Origin of the sequence: Streptomyces sp. Tu 3180, assembly GCF_009852415.1 — a bacterium.
Taxonomy (GTDB): domain Bacteria; phylum Actinomycetota; class Actinomycetes; order Streptomycetales; family Streptomycetaceae; genus Streptomyces.
In genome coordinates, this window is the sequence record NZ_WOXS01000002.1 from 7,848,017 (window position 1) to 7,863,792 (window position 15,776).

A 15,776-nucleotide genomic window follows, 5' to 3' on the forward strand; every position below is an offset into this window, starting at 1 on the left:
CCTTCGAAGGGCGGCCGGACCGGGCCCGCCCGCCGGCGGGCCCGGTCCGCGGCCCTCACTCGTCCGGCGTCATCGCGTCCTTGATCTTGCCCTTCAGCCCGGTCTCGGTGCCGAGCACCGGGCCCTTGGGCTCACCCCGGCTGCCGTCGTAGGTGGCGTACAGCTTCGGGTCGGGCGGCGGAGGCACGGCGAGGTCCCCCAGGGGCTCGGGGGACCGCAGCACGCTGAACTCGTGGTCACCGTCCGGGGTCGGGCCGCTGCCCCACAGGCCGAGTTCGGTCTCCGCCCCGTCGGACAGGTGCCAGATCGTCTGGGCGTGCTCGCGGTACTCCACGTCCTCGAACCCGCCCGGGACGACCACGTTCTCGAGCCCGTCCTCGCGCAGTTGCTCGATCGCCGCGAGCCACTGGTTCTGGTGCACGGTGTCCCGGGCGAGGTTGAACTTGAGCATGTCCTTCACGCCCGGGTCGTCGGTCATGTTGTACAGCCGGGCGGTCTGCAGGCGGCTCTGCGCCTCCGCGGCGACGTTGGCGTAGAAGTCGGCGAGGAGGTTGCCGCTGGCGATCGCGTACCGGCCGTTCCAGGGGTACCCGTTGCTGTCCGCGGGCAGCGCCGCGCCGCCGGCGATGACGGCCTGCTGCGGGTCCATGCCCCCCAGGACCGCGCCGACGGCCGGGTCGGAGGTCGCCATCTTGGTGGTCGCGGTGGCGGGGGCCCCCTCCAGCAGGCGCGCGATCATCGTGGCGAGCATCTCCACGTGACCGATCTCCTCCGTGGCGGTGTCCATGATCAGGTCTTTGTACTTGCCCTGGATACGGGTGTTCCACCCCTGGAAGAGGTACTGCATCATCACGGACATCTCGCCGTAGGCGCCGCCCACGAGTTCCTGCAGCTTGTGTGCGTACGCGGGGTCCGGCTTCTCCGGCCGGGCCTCGAACTGAAGCTTCTGAGTGTGTCGGAACATGGTGTTCCCCTGGGGGCAGATGTGGTTTCGGCGGAGGTGGGGACAAGCCCCGTGCCGGTGCTCGTCCGCTCGTGCCACGACGCTAGGCAGCCCCCGTCACCGTGACGTGTCCGTGCGCCTACCGGTGATCACCCCGTCGCGTCACACGGTCGCGCCGACGGCCCCGGTTCCCCGCCCGGCGGCCGGCCCGCACCGGCGGAAACCGCAGGGCGGCGTCGCGGTGCGGAACCGGTGACGCCGTCCACACGCACGGGGTCCGGATTCACCCGGCGGGGTCCCGGGGAACGGAGGTCCGGCGGCAGGAACGCGCATCGAATCCCCTATTCTGGACAACTCGGACGTTCTTGTTCGTCTCCCGGAAAGCACGTGGAGCACTCGGCATGACCGTCACCCCTGTCGACCGTGACTGTCCGTCCCGGCCCCGGGCGGAGGTGTCCCTGCTCGGCCACTTCGCGTTCCGTCTCCCTCACGGACACGTCTACCTGGCGCCCACCACGCAGAAGGTGCTGGTGCTGCTCGCGATCCACGCGCACGGCCTGGCGCGCGGCAGCGCGGCCGCACTGATCTGGCCGCACCTGCCCGACGGCCGGTCCGCCGCCAGCCTGCGCTCCGCCCTGTGGCGCCTGTCCCGCGCCGGTGGCCCCTGCCAGGTCGTCGTCAGCGACAGCGAACACCTCCGGCTGGACCGGGACGTCCGGGTCGACCTGCACACCGCCCACGACCTCGTGCGGGACCTCGCCGCCGGCCGGCAGGCCGCCCGGCCGGCGGCGGTACCGGGCTGCCTGCGGCAGGACCTCCTGCCCGACTGGAGCGAGAGCTGGCTGCTCATGGTGCGCGAGCACTTCCGCCAGACGCGGCTGCACGCACTGGAGTCCTGCAGCAGACGGCTGCGCGCGTCCGGGCACATGGACGCGGCCATGGAGTTCGCCATGGCCGCGCTGGAGGCGGACCCCCTGCGGGAAAGCGCCCACCGGTGCGTGAGCGAGATCCACCTCGCCGAGGGGAACGTCGCCGACGCACTGCGGTTCTACGACCTCTACCGCCGGCAGCTGCGCGACGAACTGGGCCTGGCGCCCACCAGCGGCTACCGCGACCTCTTCGCGCCGTTCCTGCGCCGGCCGCCGGATTCCGTCCGGGGAGCCGCCGGGTACGGCGCGTGAACGCCGCGTCCCGCCACCGCCCCGGTCTTCCCGCGCCCCTGCGGACGCTGCGGCGGAAGGGGGGTCCGTCGCCGGCCCCGCGGACGGCCGGAACCGTGCGGCGGGGGCGTGCCGCGGCAGGCCTTAGACTGCCCGCATGGACGACGCGTCGCAGGCCCGGCTCGGGGCGGGAAAGTACCTGCTGGTCACCAGTTACCGCAGGAACGGCACGCCGGTCGCCACGCCGGTGTGGGTCGTGCGGGACGGGGACGCGCTCGGGGTGTGGACCGCCGCCGACTCCTGGAAGGTGAAGCGGATCCGGGCCCGCGGCGACGTCCTCGTCGGCCCCTGCGACGTGCGCGGCAACCCGACCGGCGAGCAGGTCCCCGCCACCGCGGAGATCTGCGACCCGGCCACCACCGCCCGCTACCGCAAGCTGATCGCCCGCAAGTACGGACTCCTGGGCCGGCTCACCCTCCTCGGCAGCCGCCTGCGCCGGGGCACCGACGGCACGGTCGGCATCCGCATCACCCTCTGAGGCGCCGCGCCGCGCGGGCCGGCGCCCGGCGGCGCGTCAGGTCCAGGCCCGGTACGGCTCGTCGACGAGCTGGAAGACGGGCTCGCCGCGCACCGGGTCCTTGGCCGTCGACAGCCGTACCCGGTCGCCGCTGTGGATGCCGATGGGCGGGCCCATGACCCGGCCGCGCACCACGAAGCCCTCGGCCATCTCGATCAGGGACACGTTGCGGGCCGCCGGGGTGTTGCGGTGGACCACCGTGGAGTGGCGGACCGTCCCGACGCCCCCGCTGCGCTCCGTACGCAGGTCGCTGCCCTGGCAGACCGGACACAGCAGCCGGTGGTACATGGCGGTGCCGCACCAGGTGCAGCGCTGGTAGAGCATGGCCTCCGCGTGGTCCGGGCCCTGGGGATCGAGCACGCCCGCCGCGGAGCCGGCTGCCTGCTGAGCGACGCTTCCTGAGTGGTGGTACACGCTGGTCAACTCCCTGCACTCGGCCGGAAACCCGCGTGCGCGGTGACCCGGGCACGCGCGTGCGCGGTTCGCCGTGCCACCGTGCACGGCGACAGAGTATGGCACTGAGTGCCACTCGTAAAGGCACTGCGTACCCTGAATTGTGCGGCGCGGCCGTACGCCGCCGGGCGGTCCGTCAGCCGTGTCCCCGGACGGACTCGAGTTCCCGCACCACCCGCCACAGCGGCGCCCCGCGCCGCGCGACGACCACCACCACGTCCTCAGGACCCCCGTCCGCCGCGGGAGCCGCCGGGGGGACCGGCACGGCGCCGAACGCGGCCTGCACGTGTCCCAGGGCGTGGTCCACCGCGGCCTCCGCGTCGTCCCGCCCGTCCGAACGCAGCCAGGAACGCAGCGCGTTGTTGTGCGCCGCGACCACGGCCGCCGCGATCACGTCGGCCCGCAGGGTCCCGTCACGGCGGCCGGCGAACCGGCCGCGCAGGTACCCCGCCAGCGCCCGCTCGTAGCGCCACACCACGGACAGCTCGTACGCGCGCAGGCCCGGCACCCGCCTGGTGAGGCGGTAGCGCTGCACGGAGAACGTCGGGTTCTCGGCGTACATCCGCAGCACCAGCCGGGCCGCGTCGCAGACCCTGCGCACCGGTTCCTCGTCGTCCGCGCCGGCCGCCAGGAAGGCCGTCATGTCGGCGAGGCACCGCTCGTGGTCGGGGAAGACCACGTCCTCCTTGGACGGGAAGTAGCGGAAGAAGGACCGCCGTCCGACCCCGGCGAGCGCCACGATGTCGTCGACCGTCGTCTGCTCGTAGCCCCGCTCCAGGAAAAGCCGGAAGGCCGCCACGACCAGTGCGTCCCGCATCGTGGTCTTCTCGGCCCTGTCGCCGCGGCCGGGAGCCGCACTGCTGGAGCTCATGAACGGGAACGTAGCATTCGGCCGCCCTCCATGGCACTCGGTGCACCCGGATGCGGAACTGAGTGCTGCCATGGGCCCCGGCGCAGGTCGTTCATATGATCGGGCCACCGTCGTCCCGAGGAGCCCGCATGCCGTCCGCCCGCCCCCGCGTCCTGTACGTCACCGACCTGGCCTACCCGGCCCGCGGACGCCGCTACTGCGACGAGGACATCTTCCTGACCTCACGGCTGCGCGAGGACTTCGACCTGGCGCTGTGCCACCCGCGCGACGCCACCGCCCTGATGGACGGCTTCGACGCCGTCGTGGTCCGCAACAGCGGCCCGGTGCTGGCCCACCAGGACGCCTACGACGCCTTCCGGACACGCGCCTCGGAGACCGGCAAGCCGGTCTACAACCCGCTCACCGGCAGGGGTGACATGGCCGGCAAGCAGTACCTGCTCGACCTGAGCGCCGCCGGCCATCCGGTGATCCCCACCGTCGACCGCCCGCACGACCTGCACCTGCTGCCCGAGACGCAGCGGTACGTGGTCAAGCCCAGGCTCGGCGCCGACTCGATAGGACTGCGCGTCGTCCCCGCCGCCGAGGTGCACGACCTCGTCGACGGGAGCGTCCTGGTGCAGCCGCACGTCGACTTCGCCTACGAGGTCTCCTTCTACTTCGTCGACCACGACTTCCAGTACGCCCTCCACGCCCCGCACCCCGGCCGGCGCTGGCAGCTGGAGCCGTACGAACCGACCGCCGGGGACCTGGAGTTCGCCCGGCACTTCATCGACTGGAACACCCTCGACCACGGCATCCAGCGCGTCGACGCCTGCCGCGCGCCGGGCGGCGGACTGCTGCTGGTCGAGCTGGAGGACCTCAATCCCTACCTGTCCCTCGACGCCCTCGACGAGACGGGCCGGGAGGCGTTCGTGGCCGCCATGACGGCGTCCCTGCGCCGCTTCCTGCACGACGCCGGGGTGACGGGGAGCTGAACCCCGCGGCCCCTCGCCGCGTATCCCTCCCCGTGGGCGGATCCGCCCGCCGTGCGGCCGGAAGGAGAACAGCGTGGCGACACCGCCCGGGTCAGGGAAGCCGCACGACGGCCCGCCCCCCGAACCCGTTCACGTGCTGCGCCCGCGTCCTACCGACGCGCTCGCGGAGCTGTTCCGGGAGTTCGAGCGGGAGGGCGCCGGCGGCCGCGCGCCCGCGCCGCCGCCCGCCCGGCCGGCCGGATCCGACGACAGGACGCGGGAACTCCCGCCCCTCACCGCCGGCCGGCCACCGGCGGACGGCCGCCGCTTCGGGGGACGCCGCGCCGCCCCGGCGCTCGCGGTGGCCGCCGCGGCGGCGATCGGCTTCGGCGGCGCGCTCCTGCTCACGGAACGGGACGCCGGCGACCGCGCGGAACCCGCACCGCGGCCGCCCGCGACCGCCCCCGCCCGGCCCTCGCCGTCCCCGGCGCTCCCGGGAGTCCTGCGCGAGGGCGACGCCGGCCCCGAGGTGGCCGAACTCCAGGAACGGCTGCTGCGCGTCCCCGACGTCTACCGGAGGGGGACCACCGACGGCCGCTACGACGCCACCGTGTCCGAAGCCGTCGCCCGCTTCCAGCTCTGGTACGGCGTCCGCGGCGACGAGACCGGCGTCTACGGCGACGACACACGGCTCGCGCTGGAGTCCCGCACGGCCGACGTGAGCCGCGCCGCGGGCTCCGTCCGCCCGGGGAACTGACCCGTGCCGTGGGGCCGCGGCGGGGCCGGCGGCCCCGGAACGGGGCGGGCGCCCGTCCGCCGCACGCCCTACGGCTCGTCGTGCCCCTGCGGCTTCCCGGGCAGGCGGATGTCCAGGACGCACACGTCGTCGCGGCGCTCCCCCTCCAGCATCGCGTCCAGCAGCGCCCCCAGGGAGCCGGTCGCGTGGTCCGGGCGGGCCGCCACGGCCTCGGCCAGACGCCCGAGCCCCACGTCGATGCTCTCCGGGGGCCGCTCCACCAGGCCGTCCGTGTACAGCAGGATCCGGTCGCCCGGTTGCAGACGGCACTCGGCCTCTTCGTAGCGCGGCGCGGTGGACGCGCCGAGCAGCATGCCGCTGGGGCGCCGCAGATAGGTCACCTCGCCGTCGCGCAGCAGCAGCGGCGGGGTGTGTCCCGCCTGCGCCCAGACCAGGCGCCGCTCCCCGGGGTCGTAGCGGGCCAGGACCATGGTCGCGGTGCCGTGGGTGTCCCGGGAGTGCAGCAGCAGCGTGTTGAGCCGGGCGAGCGCGCCGGTCAGCGAGGAGCCGGTGATGACCATGCCCTTGGCGGTGAAGCGCAGCTGGGCCATGGTGGCCACGGCGCCGATCCCGTGTCCGGCGACGTCACCGACGACGAACAGGGCGTCGCCGTCGGGCAGTTCGATGGCGCTGAACCAGTCACCGCCCACGTGTATGCCCGCCTGGGCGGGGAGGTAGGCGACCTCGACGCGCAGTCCGGCCAGGTTCACCGCCCGTCGGGGCAGGGGCAGCAGGGCGTTCTGCAGGCGGGCGACCAGGGTCCGCTCGGCCTGGAGCACGTCGTGCTGGGTGAGGATCGCCTGCTCGCTCTCCACCAGGGCCAGTTCGGCCCGGCGCCGGGCGGTCAGGTCCTGCACGAAGCCGTGCACCTCGACGGGCGTGCCGCGCAGGTCCGTCACGGCCTCGGCGACCAGACGCAGGTGCCGTACGCCGTGTGCGGTGCGGACCCGGAACGGGACGTCGAACGGCAGGCCCTCGCCGGCCAGGCCGCCGACGGCGTGGCTCAGGGCGGACCGGTCCTCGGGCACCGCGAGTCCGGGGAGGTCGGCGAGCCGGACGGGCCCGTCCGCCGGGTCCCGGTCGAGGATCGCGAAGACCTGCGACGACCAGGACACCTCACGCGTGCTCAGGTTCCAGTTGGCCCAGCCGAGGTTGCCCAGCCGCTGCAGGTCGGCGAGCCGCTGCTCCTGCCGGTCGGAGGAGGCGTGCCGGAGCCACGTGACGACCAGCGAGTCCCCCAGCCGGGCCACCCGTACGGAGTACATGGACAACGCCGTGACCCCGTCCGCCACCTCGTGACGGGCGAACGGCCGCCCCTCGTACGGCTCCCCGGTGGCGAGCGCGTCCAGGCAGCCCTGCCACAGCGGTTCGTCCGTCAGGCCGGGCCAGTACTCGCGCAGCCGCCGGCCGACCGGGTCGTCCCCGGTGCCGCCCAGTACGGCGGCCGCCTGCGCCGTCGCGGCGTCGACGCGGAAGTCCGTGGTCTCGCCGCAGGGACCGCGCAGCGGGGACAGCAGCATCACCGCGACGGGCAGTGCCTCGAACAGGGGCCGCAGGGCGTCCGGGTGAGCGGCGGCCGCCGGTCGCGCCGGGACGGCGAACGTGCGCAGCCGTCCGGCACACAGCCGGGCGACCCCCTCCAGATGGGTGCGGTCGCGCGGGGTGAACACCCCGGAGCGCCCGCGCAGCACACCGATGCAGACCTCGGCGCCCTCCCCGGCGGGCACGGGCAGCCAGGCCCGCGACCGCCACCGCTCGGGGGGGTCGCCGATCAGCAGGTACCGCTCGCTGTCCTCGGCGAAGTCCTCCAGCCAGCGCGGCGCACCGGACCGGAGGGCGTCCAGGATCGCGATTCCGTTGAAGGGGGGCACCTGGCGCCACCGGGCGGCGAGCCGTTCGTCGATTCCGGCGTGGCCGACCAGCTCGAGCCCTCCGCCGGGCCGGCGGGCGTAGATCATGACCGAGTCCGCGCCCAGGTCCGGCGCGAGGTGTTCCAGCAGGCACCGGGCCAGGTCCCGGGGCGAGTCCGCGTGGACGAGGGCGCGGCCGAGGCGGGCCAGCGCGGCGGCGACGTCGTCCGGAGCGGACGGGGCCACCGACGGGCCGGCCTCGGGGAGGCCGGACGCCGCGCCACGGGTGTCCGCCGCGGAGCGTGCCCCGGGTCCGCCGGCGCCGGACCGGGCGGGCGCCGGGTCGCCCAGGGTGATCCAGCACTCCTCCAGCAGGGTGCGGCGGGCCGCCTTGGCGCGCTGGAGCAGCGTCTCGTCCGCGGCGTCCGCGGAGCAGCCGGTCAGGGCCATCACGACGCCTTTGGCTCGTTCCACGACGGCCGACGTCGCCGCCTGCTCGCGCAACCGGTCCATCTCGGCGCGTTGCCGGGCGACGACCCTGGCCAGTTCGGCCAGGTCGGGCGCGGATCCGGGCTCCGCCGGGGTAACGGAGTCGCTCATCACGCGACGAGCATGGCACATCAAGACGTACAGGATCACCGGTCCGACGGCCGGGAATTCACCGGTGATCAGGCCGGGGACCTGCCCGTGCGCACTGCGTCGCCCGGCGCCTGCGGAACGCCACCGGCGGCCGGCGCGCGCGCCTTCGGCGCCCCCGTGCCGGCGTGCGGGCGCCGCCCCGTCGGACCGGGCGGGACCCGGGGTCAGCGGTGGGTGTCGGCCAGGGCCCGGGTGACCGCCCGCACGCTGCGCGCGATGTGCTGCAGCTGCGTGACCTCCGCCGCGTACAGCTTGATCGTGTGCTCGATGACGCCTTCCTGCAGTCCCAGCCGGGGCAGATCGGCCCGCGCGGTCTGCAGGGCGGTGCGCGCCACCCGGATCTCGTGCTCGACCTGGATCTGGGCGTGCCGGGCCAGCAGGACGGGGCGCCGGACGAACGCCGGATAGCTCGCGTAGCGCGCCGGCACCAGCTCGCGCAGCCACTTGGCCGCCGAGCGTTCCCAGTCGTAGCTGCCGGGCGTCTTGACCTGGCAGGGCCAGTCCGGACCGAGGCGCGTGGAGGTCAGGGGCATGATCATCGCTTCCGGGTGTACGGCGTCGTGGGGTGGACGACGGGACGTGGCGGCCCCGGCCTAGGGGATGACCGGGGCCGCCACGGGCGGCCGGGCGGGGATGCCCGGCCCGACACCCGGGCCGCCGGAGCGGGTAGGAGCCGGAGGCGTCGGGTGTTCGCGCAGGAGCCCGGTCCGGAAGGGCCGGGCCGTGATCCGTGAGCAGTATTTATATATGCCATCCGGTTTTCAAGACGTATGAAAACATTCATGCGTGCTTTGACGGGGGTGGTCCGCTCGGGGCCTGCCGCGCCCCGTGGGGCGGGATCCCGGCGGGACGGGGCGCGGCTCAGTCCTTGAGGAAGAACTGGTGCTGGTCGGCGACCTGTTCGTACTCGTCGAGCCGGGCCTGCGTCCGCTCCGGGTCCGCGTCCGTCATGGCCTGGAGCAGCGCCGCGCACATCACGCCCGGGGCGGCGTAGGAGTCGAAGACCAGCCGCGATCCGGTGCCGGTGGCGAAGGTGACGTCGGCCTCGTCCGCGATCGGGCCCAGCGCCAGGTCGGTGATCAGCGCGACCTTCAGCCCGGCGTCGCGCGCCACCCGCACCGCCGTCAGGGTCTCCTGGGCGTGCCGGGGCATCGAGAACGCCAGCACCCAGGTGCCGCCCGCCTCCCGTGACTGCAGCAGCGCGTCGTAGGCGACGCTGCCGCCCAGGGTCACGAGCCGCACGTCCGGGTGGATGCGGCGGGCGGCATAGGCGAAGTACTCGGCGAGGGAGACGGAGATGCGCAGGCCGAGGACCGTGAGCGGCGCGGACGCCGACAGCCGGCGGCCGACCTCGATGACCCGGTCGGCGTCGGCGAAGTCCCGCCGCAGGTTCTCCAGGTTCTCGATCTCGGCGTCGACCGCCGCCTGGAGCTCGTTGCCCCGGTTCTCCTCGGCGGGGCCGCCGGCGCGGGTCCCGAGGGCGATCGACTGGAGCCTCTCCCGCAGCGCGGGGTAACCGCTGAAGCCGACCGCCGAGGCGAACCGGGTCACCGAGGGCTGGCTCACCCCGACCCGGTCCGCGAGCTCCGTGATCGGCAGGAACGCCGCCTCGGTGATGTGCTCGATCAGGTACTGGGCGATGCGCCGCTGGCCGGGGGAGAGGCGGGGGCGGTCGAACAGGGTGCGCAGCTGGGAGGTCGGGGACAACTCCGTGTCCTGGCCCGCCTTCCCCGAGGTGATCGCGGATGCCTGTGCGCGTGCCTGCTGCGGCGATGGCACCGGTGCGCCTCCTTCGTCTCCCACGGGGGTTCAACATAGCTCACGCACCGTGGTGGCCAGGCCCCTCGCCGGAACGCATCGGCCCGCTTCCCCAGGGATATCCCCGCGACGCGGGGGAACCCGCCGCCGTACGGCGAGGCGGACGCAAGCCCCCGTGACAGCGGACGAGAGCCACACGACACACGAGGAGTCACCGGACATGACCGTCCCCGAGGAGAACCGGCCGAAGACCCGGGACACCGACGACACCATCGAGCAGCGGGAGGAGAACGAGACGCGCGACCGGGGCGCCACCGGCCGCACGATGCGCGAGGCGCTGGAGGAGGCCGAGGTGCGGCCCGACGACTTCGACGAACGCTGACCCTCCCTCCCCCCGTCCCCGACGCGCACACGTTTCGGCAGGTGGAAAGCATGGGCGCCCTGAGCGCGCTGGAAGAGGCACTGGAGAACCGATGGGAGGCGCTGTGGGCGCGGATGGCCGGCCGGGACCCGGTCGAACTCGTCGACGCCCTGCGGCGGGAGTGCGACAGCCACGCCGTGGTGTGCCGCGCGGGCCGGGTGATGGTCCCCAACGCCTACGACGTGGAGCTCGCCGACGAGGTGTACGACCAACTGGCGCACCGCGGCAGCCGCGTCGGGCAGGCGCTGACCGACAGCCTGGCCCGGCACGCCGCGCGCCACGGCTACGCGTGGGCGGGCCCGCTCGCGGTGCACGTCCGCAGGTCCGGTGACGTGCCCAACGGCCGTTACCGGGTGGCGAGCAGTGTGATGCCGCACGTGAGCGCCGAGGGCTTCCAGCGGGCCGGGCGGTAGCGGCCGCAGCCGCGTCGGCGGACCGTGATCGCGCGATCCGTGCCGCCGGCCGGCCGCCCGGCGAACCGGCCGAGCCCCCTGGCTCCGGTCCGCGTCCCCGCCGGGCGGGGCCACGGCCCTCCGGGACCGGGACGCACACCCGCCCCCGCGGAGCGGGCAGGCGGGACCGCACCGTCGAGCGCTCCGCGGCTTCCCCCGCGGCACCGACGAGAACGCGGCGGTCGACGCCGGGGCGGCACAGGGCGGGATCCCCGCCCCCCGTGAACGCCGTGCCGGAGCCCGGCGGACGGCAGGGGAGGCACCCGGCGGACTCGGCGCCGGACGTGCCGCCCCGGGCCGCACCCCGTGCCGCCCGCCGGGCGTCACCGTGCCCGGCGCACCACGGCCGGGGCCCGCGCGGCGAGTTCCTCGAGCGGGGCGCCGGTCAGCCGGCACACCGTCCACTCCTCCAGGAGTTCCGCGCCCAGCGCCTTGTAGAAGGCGATCGCCGGCTCGTTCCAGTCCAGCACCACCCACTCGAAGCGCTCGAAGCCGTTCTCCCGGCAGATCGCCGCCAGGGCGGCGAGCAGCGCCCTGCCGTGCCCGGCGCCCCGGGTGTGCGGGCGCACGTAGAGGTCCTCCAGGTACATGCCGCGCGTGCCGGTCCAGGTCGAGAAGCGGGGGAACCACAGCGCGAACCCCACCACGGCGCCGGTCGTGTCGTCCTCGGCGATCAGGACGGAGGCGGCGGGGTGCTCGCCGAACAGCGCGGCACGCAGCTGTTCCTCGGTGGCGCGGGCCTGCTCGGCGGCCTTCTCGTAGGCGGCGAGTTCGCGGACCAACGCGTGGATCTCGGGGACGTCGTGGACGGTGGCTTCTCTGATCATGGACGAGAGCCTGCTGTGCCGGGCCGGTCCGCGTCCAGCCGGTTTCAGCGGCCGGACGCGTCCCCGGGCGCGCGGTGCCCCTCCGTACGCCGGAGCCCCCGCGCCCCGGTGTCCCCGCCCGGCAGCGCGGACCGGGGCACCACCAGGTCGGCCCGGTCCCGCGTCGCGGCCACCAGCTCCGCGTTGGGCTGGTCCGTGCGCAGGACCCACGCCACCGCCTCCTCGTGGCTCTTGCCGAACTCCTCGTGCCGGGCGACCAGCCGCCGCATCCGCTCCCGCTCGTCCGGGGCGCAGAACCACACCTCGTCCAGCTGCGGCCGGACCCGCGCCCAGGCACCGGTGTCCAGCAGCAGGTAGTTGCCCTCCGTCACCACCAGCCGGGCGGCCGGCGGCACCGGGACCGCCCCCGCGACCGGCTGCTCCAGCACCCGTTCGAAGCCGGGGGCGTACACGACGTCGTCGTGCTCCTCCTCGCGCAGCCGCCGCAGCAGCGCCGCGTATCCGGCCGCGTCGAAGGTGTCCGGGGCGCCCTTGCGGTCACGGCGGCCGAGGCGGTCGAGTTCGGCGTCGGCGAGGTGGAAGCCGTCCATGGGGACGTGCGCGACCCACGGCTCCCCGGTGCCGTTCAGTTCCCGCACCAGATGTTCGGCGAGCGTGGACTTGCCCGCCCCCGGGCCGCCGGCGATGCCGAGGATCGCGCGCCGGCCGCCCCGTACCAGGGAGCGGGCGCGGCGCAGGAGGTCGTCGAAGGTCAGTGTCACACGGGGGAGTGTGCCACCCGGGAAGCGGGCGTCCCGCCGTCGTGTGGCCCGCGCCACTCACTGTTCGGCGCCGCGGGGGGAAGGGTGTCCTGTATGACGGATCTGGGTCTGCCCGACGACATCCTCGCCTGCCTCTTCGACCTCGACGGCGTCGTCACCAAGACGGCCGTCGTCCACGCGGCCGCCTGGAAGGAGATGTTCGACGCCTTCCTGCGCGAGCGGGACGGCGAGGACTTCCGGCCCTTCGACGACACCGACTACGACGCGTACGTCGACGGCCGCCCGCGGGCCGACGGCGTGCGCACCTTCCTCGCCTCCCGCGGCGTCGAACTGCCCGAGGGGACCCCCGGCGACCCGCCCGACGCCCCGACCGTGCACGGCCTCGGCAACCGCAAGAACGAACTGCTGCTGGAGAGGATCCGCACCGACGGAGTGCAGGCCTACGACGGCACCCTGCGCTACATCGAGGCGGTCCGCGCCCGCGGACTGCGCACCGCGATCGTCTCCTCCAGCGCCAACTGCCGCGACGTCCTGCGCTCGATCGGCGCCGAGGACCTCTTCGACGTCCGGATCGACGGGGTGGTCGCCGCCGAACGCGGCCTGCCCGGAAAGCCCAGGCCCGACACCTTCCTCGCCGCCGCCCGGGACCTCGGCGTCGAGCCGTCCCGGGCGGCCGTGTTCGAGGACGCGCAGGCTGGCATGGACGCCGGCCGCGCCGGGCACTTCGGGTACGTCGTCGGTGTGGACCGGGTGGGGCAGACCGACGCGCTGTACGCGCACGGCGCCGACCGGGTCGTGACGGACCTCGCCGAACTCGGGGGTGGTCGGTGATCACGCAGCGGGCGTACGCCGTCGAGCCGTGGACCGTGCGCGAGCGGACCCTCGACCTCGACCTCCTGGCGCAGAGCGAGTCCGTGTTCGCGCTGTCCAACGGCCACGTCGGCTGGCGCGGCAACCTCGACGAGGGCGAACCGCACGGCCTGCCCGGCTCCTACCTCAACGGCGTCCACGAACTGCACCCGCTGCCCTACGCCGAGGCCGGCTACGGCTACCCGGAGTCGGGCCAGACGGTCATCGACGTCACCAACGGCAAGGTGCTGCGGCTGCTGGTCGACGACGAGCCGTTCGACCTGCGCTATGGGCGGCTCGTCCACCACGAGCGGACCCTGGACCTGCGCCGGGGCGTGCTGGAGCGGGTGTGCGAGTGGACCTCCCCGGCCGGCTCCACGGTCCGGGTCCGCTCCACCCGGCTGGTCTCCCTCACCCAGCGGGCGATCGCCGCCGTCGCCTACGAGGTGGAACCCGTCGACCGCCGGACGCGTGTGGTGGTGCAGTCCGAACTCGTCGCCAACGAGAGCCTGCCCGGCCCGGACGGCGACCCGCGCGCCGCCCGCGCGCTGAAGTCCCCGCTGGAACCGGAGGAGGACCTCGCCAAGGGCCGCCGGCTGCGCCTGGTGCACCGCACCCGGCGCAGCGGCCTCAGGGTCGCCGTGGCCGCCGACCACGTCATCGACGGCCCCGGGCGGACCACCACCGGCTGCGAGAGCAACGTGGACGTGGCCCGGCTGACCGTCACCTCGGTCCTGGAACCGGGGCAGCGGCTGCGGGTGGAGAAACTCGTCGCCCACGGCTGGTCCGGCGCCCGCTCCCGCCCCGCCATGAGCGACCAGGTGGAGGCGGCGCTCGCGGCGGCCGCCCACAGCGGCTGGCAGGGACTGCTCGACGAACAGCGGGCGTACCTCGACGACTTCTGGGCCCGGGCCGACGTCGAGGTCGACGGTGACGAGGAGATCCAGCAGGCCGTCCGCTTCGCCCTCTTCCACGTCCTGCAGGCCGGGGCCCGCGCCGAGGGACGCGCGATACCCGCCAAGGGACTGACCGGCTCCGGCTACGACGGGCACGCCTTCTGGGACACCGAGGTCTTCGTGCTGCCCCTGCTGACCTGCACCGTGCCGGACGCCGCCGCCGAGGCACTGCGCTGGCGGCAGACCACCCTGCCGGCGGCCCGGGAGCGCGCCGCCCAACTCGGCCTGCGCGGCGCGGCGTTCCCCTGGCGCACCATCGAGGGCTCCGAGGGCTCCGCGTACTGGCCGGCCGGCACGGCCGCCTTCCACGTCAACGCCGACATCGCCGACGCCGTCGTGCGCTACGTCCAGGCCACCGGCGACGAGCGCTTCGAGCACGACACCGGCGTGGAACTGCTGGTGGAGACCGCCCGCCTCTGGCGCTCCCTCGGCCACCACGACGACCGGGGCGCCTTCCACATCGACGGCGTCACCGGGCCGGACGAGTACAGCGCCGTCGCCGACGACAACACGTACACCAACCTGATGGCCCGCGCGAACCTGCTGGCCGCCGCCGACGCCTGCAAGCGCCACCCCGACCGCGCCGCGGAACTCGGCGTCGACGAGGAGGAGAGCGCCGGCTGGCGCGACGCCGCCGAGGCCGTGCACGTCCCCCGCAACGACGAACTCGGCGTCCACGAACAGCACGCCGGGTTCACCCGCTACCAGCGCTGGGACTTCGACGGCACCCGTCCCGACCAGTACCCGCTGATGCTGCACTTCCCCTACTTCGACCTCTACCGCAAACAGGTGATCAAGCAGGCGGACCTGGTGCTGGCGATGCACACCCGCGCGGACTGGTTCGAGGAGTTCTCCGACGAGGAGCAGATCGCCCGCAACTTCGCCTACTACGAGCCGCTGACCGTACGCGACTCCTCACTGTCGGCCTGTGTCCAGGCCGTCCTCGCCGCCCGCACCGGGCACCTGGAGCTGGCCCACGCCTACACGGGCGAGGCCGCGCTCATGGACCTCGCCGACCTGGAGCACAACACCCGCGACGGACTGCACATCGCCTCCCTGGCCGGTACCTGGACGGCACTGGTCGCCGGGTTCGGCGGCATGCGCTGGGACGACGGCAGTCTCCGGTTCGCCCCGCGGCTGCCGCCGAGGCTGCGCCGTCTGGCCTTCACCCTGCGGTTCCTCGGCCGGTGCCTGCACGTGGAGATCACCGCGGACCGGGCCACGTACACGCTGCGTTCCGGCCCGCCGCTGACCGTCCGCCACCACGGGACCGAGCTGACGGTGCGCGAGGACGCCCCCGTCGAGCGCCCCGTGCCCCCGTCCGCGCCGCGCCCGGTTCCCGGACAGCCTCCGCACCGCGCCCCGCACCCCCGCTGACCGGCGGTGGGGCGGGCGTCCGGGGCGGGTCAGGCGGTTGGCCGTATTCCGCCCTGCCCGCCCGCCCCGGGCGGGTTAGTTTGTCCTTGTTTTCCGGAAACCGGGTTCTCCGGAATCCGGGTCTTCCGGAATC

Annotated in this window: 16 protein-coding genes; 8 read left to right on the top strand and 8 right to left on the bottom strand. The window is 74.4% G+C overall.

The genetic code is table 11. From position 1 onward, the window contains the following. Positions 1-55 precede the first annotated feature (55 nt). Positions 56-964, bottom strand: coding sequence for a manganese catalase family protein (locus tag GL259_RS35335; RefSeq protein WP_159537596.1), 909 nt, complete (start codon positions 962-964; stop codon positions 56-58). A gap of 380 nt (positions 965-1,344) precedes the next feature. Here GL259_RS35335 and GL259_RS35340 point away from each other — a divergent pair, with 380 nt between their 5' ends. After that, entirely contained in the window at positions 1,345-2,124 is a 780-nt protein-coding gene (locus GL259_RS35340; RefSeq protein WP_159537598.1) for a BTAD domain-containing putative transcriptional regulator, read from the top strand. A gap of 136 nt (positions 2,125-2,260) precedes the next feature. Next, the gene (locus GL259_RS35345; RefSeq protein ID WP_159537600.1) at positions 2,261-2,641 is read left to right on the top strand and encodes a PPOX class F420-dependent oxidoreductase; all 381 of its coding nucleotides are present in this window, start codon (positions 2,261-2,263) and stop codon (positions 2,639-2,641) included. Between the two features lie 36 nt (positions 2,642-2,677). On the opposite strand, the gene GL259_RS35350 is transcribed toward GL259_RS35345, so the two are convergent. Beyond that, a complete protein-coding gene (locus tag GL259_RS35350; protein WP_159537602.1) occupies positions 2,678-3,094 on the bottom strand; it encodes a zinc ribbon domain-containing protein in 417 nt (138 codons plus the stop codon). 175 nt (positions 3,095-3,269) lie between these two features. Continuing rightward, entirely contained in the window at positions 3,270-4,004 is a 735-nt protein-coding gene (locus tag GL259_RS35355) for a TetR family transcriptional regulator (protein ID WP_159537604.1), read from the bottom strand. A 128-nt stretch (positions 4,005-4,132) separates the two neighbouring features. Between GL259_RS35355 and GL259_RS35360 the strand changes: the two genes are divergently transcribed. Both GL259_RS35360 and GL259_RS35365 read left to right on the top strand, forming a co-directional pair. Next, on the top strand, positions 4,133-4,978 hold the full coding sequence (locus tag GL259_RS35360; RefSeq protein ID WP_159537606.1) for a hypothetical protein: 846 nt from the start codon (positions 4,133-4,135) through the stop codon (positions 4,976-4,978). 73 nt (positions 4,979-5,051) lie between these two features. After that, positions 5,052-5,714, top strand: coding sequence for a peptidoglycan-binding domain-containing protein (locus tag GL259_RS35365; protein ID WP_159537608.1), 663 nt, complete (start codon positions 5,052-5,054; stop codon positions 5,712-5,714). Positions 5,715-5,782: 68 nt separating this feature from the next. Here GL259_RS35365 and GL259_RS35370 read toward each other — a convergent pair whose 3' ends face one another. From GL259_RS35370 to GL259_RS35380, 3 genes are all read right to left on the bottom strand, one after another. Then, positions 5,783-8,203 (bottom strand): SpoIIE family protein phosphatase, encoded by a 2,421-nt coding sequence (locus GL259_RS35370; protein WP_243762488.1) that lies wholly within the window; start codon positions 8,201-8,203, stop codon positions 5,783-5,785. Between the two features lie 203 nt (positions 8,204-8,406). After that, positions 8,407-8,781 (bottom strand): hypothetical protein, encoded by a 375-nt coding sequence (locus tag GL259_RS35375; RefSeq protein ID WP_166461601.1) that lies wholly within the window; start codon positions 8,779-8,781, stop codon positions 8,407-8,409. Between the two features lie 322 nt (positions 8,782-9,103). Next, entirely contained in the window at positions 9,104-10,021 is a 918-nt protein-coding gene (locus GL259_RS35380) for a MurR/RpiR family transcriptional regulator (protein ID WP_166461602.1), read from the bottom strand. 199 nt (positions 10,022-10,220) lie between these two features. Between GL259_RS35380 and GL259_RS37830 the strand changes: the two genes are divergently transcribed. Next, positions 10,221-10,382, top strand: a complete 162-nt coding sequence (locus tag GL259_RS37830) for a hypothetical protein (protein WP_166461603.1) — start codon at positions 10,221-10,223, stop codon at positions 10,380-10,382. 50 nt (positions 10,383-10,432) lie between these two features. Continuing rightward, positions 10,433-10,834, top strand: a complete 402-nt coding sequence (locus GL259_RS35385) for a DUF3662 domain-containing protein (RefSeq protein ID WP_159537614.1) — start codon at positions 10,433-10,435, stop codon at positions 10,832-10,834. Between the two features lie 362 nt (positions 10,835-11,196). Here GL259_RS35385 and GL259_RS35390 read toward each other — a convergent pair whose 3' ends face one another. Then, a complete protein-coding gene (locus GL259_RS35390) occupies positions 11,197-11,700 on the bottom strand; it encodes a GNAT family N-acetyltransferase (protein ID WP_159537616.1) in 504 nt (167 codons plus the stop codon). Between the two features lie 44 nt (positions 11,701-11,744). Then, entirely contained in the window at positions 11,745-12,461 is a 717-nt protein-coding gene (locus GL259_RS35395; protein WP_159537618.1) for a nucleoside/nucleotide kinase family protein, read from the bottom strand. Positions 12,462-12,554: 93 nt separating this feature from the next. On the opposite strand from GL259_RS35395, the gene GL259_RS35400 reads away from it, so the two are divergent. After that, the gene (locus GL259_RS35400; RefSeq protein WP_159537620.1) at positions 12,555-13,292 is read left to right on the top strand and encodes a beta-phosphoglucomutase family hydrolase; all 738 of its coding nucleotides are present in this window, start codon (positions 12,555-12,557) and stop codon (positions 13,290-13,292) included. Further along, on the top strand, positions 13,289-15,643 hold the full coding sequence (locus tag GL259_RS35405; RefSeq protein WP_159537622.1) for a glycosyl hydrolase family 65 protein: 2,355 nt from the start codon (positions 13,289-13,291) through the stop codon (positions 15,641-15,643). The genes GL259_RS35400 and GL259_RS35405 overlap by 4 nt, the downstream gene beginning before the upstream one ends. The last annotated feature ends 133 nt before the right edge of the window (positions 15,644-15,776 follow it).

Bases quoted from the DNA above. Each gene is read 5' to 3' on its own strand.
- GL259_RS35335 (WP_159537596.1), bottom strand. From the start codon at position 964: ATGTTCCGACACACTCAGAAGCTTCAGTTCGAGGCCCGGCCGGAGAAG.
- GL259_RS35340 (WP_159537598.1), top strand. From the start codon at position 1,345: ATGACCGTCACCCCTGTCGACCGTGACTGTCCGTCCCGGCCCCGGGCG.
- GL259_RS35345 (WP_159537600.1), top strand. From the start codon at position 2,261: ATGGACGACGCGTCGCAGGCCCGGCTCGGGGCGGGAAAGTACCTGCTG.
- GL259_RS35355 (WP_159537604.1), bottom strand. From the start codon at position 4,004: ATGAGCTCCAGCAGTGCGGCTCCCGGCCGCGGCGACAGGGCCGAGAAG.
- GL259_RS35360 (WP_159537606.1), top strand. From the start codon at position 4,133: ATGCCGTCCGCCCGCCCCCGCGTCCTGTACGTCACCGACCTGGCCTAC.
- GL259_RS35370 (WP_243762488.1), bottom strand. From the start codon at position 8,203: ATGAGCGACTCCGTTACCCCGGCGGAGCCCGGATCCGCGCCCGACCTG.
- GL259_RS35375 (WP_166461601.1), bottom strand. From the start codon at position 8,781: ATGATCATGCCCCTGACCTCCACGCGCCTCGGTCCGGACTGGCCCTGC.
- GL259_RS37830 (WP_166461603.1), top strand. From the start codon at position 10,221: ATGACCGTCCCCGAGGAGAACCGGCCGAAGACCCGGGACACCGACGAC.
- GL259_RS35385 (WP_159537614.1), top strand. From the start codon at position 10,433: ATGGGCGCCCTGAGCGCGCTGGAAGAGGCACTGGAGAACCGATGGGAG.
- GL259_RS35390 (WP_159537616.1), bottom strand. From the start codon at position 11,700: ATGATCAGAGAAGCCACCGTCCACGACGTCCCCGAGATCCACGCGTTG.
- GL259_RS35400 (WP_159537620.1), top strand. From the start codon at position 12,555: ATGACGGATCTGGGTCTGCCCGACGACATCCTCGCCTGCCTCTTCGAC.